The 349-nt window shown below is 68.2% G+C and carries 1 protein-coding gene; it reads right to left on the bottom strand.

Annotated elements, in window-relative coordinates; translation table 11 throughout:
* The coding region (locus G4L39_RS13620) for a hypothetical protein (protein WP_205881028.1) at positions 1-349 on the bottom strand (349 nt) is incomplete at both ends.

Below are 349 nucleotides of genomic sequence, written 5' to 3'. Positions count from 1 at the left end.
CGCCACCACCGACTGCACGTTGGTCAGCCGGTTCCACAGGTCAAACCCCCGGGTCGTCGTCAGCTGCACCTGATCGTTCTGTCGGAACGTCACCTGCCGCACCATCGAACCCAACGGCTCCCATGCATACTCGGCCCGGTGGCCCTGATCATCGGCCACGCTCATCAGCCGATCGCCCCCGCCCCAGCTGTAGTTCACCCGGCTCAGCAGCGTGGCGCCACGCCAGACCTCCTGCGCCAGCCGCCGGCTCAACCCGTCCACCTGGTTGGTCACCCGCACCCCGTCCAGCTCACCCCCCACCCACTGCTCGCTGATCAGTTCCCCGGCCGCCGTGTACCACCGCCGCAAT

The sequence above is a fragment of the Limisphaera ngatamarikiensis genome, from assembly GCF_011044775.1.
GTDB lineage: Bacteria > Verrucomicrobiota > Verrucomicrobiia > Limisphaerales > Limisphaeraceae > Limisphaera > Limisphaera ngatamarikiensis.
Note: the sequence above shows the minus strand (reverse complement) of the source record. Positions and strands in the feature narration are given on the sequence as shown.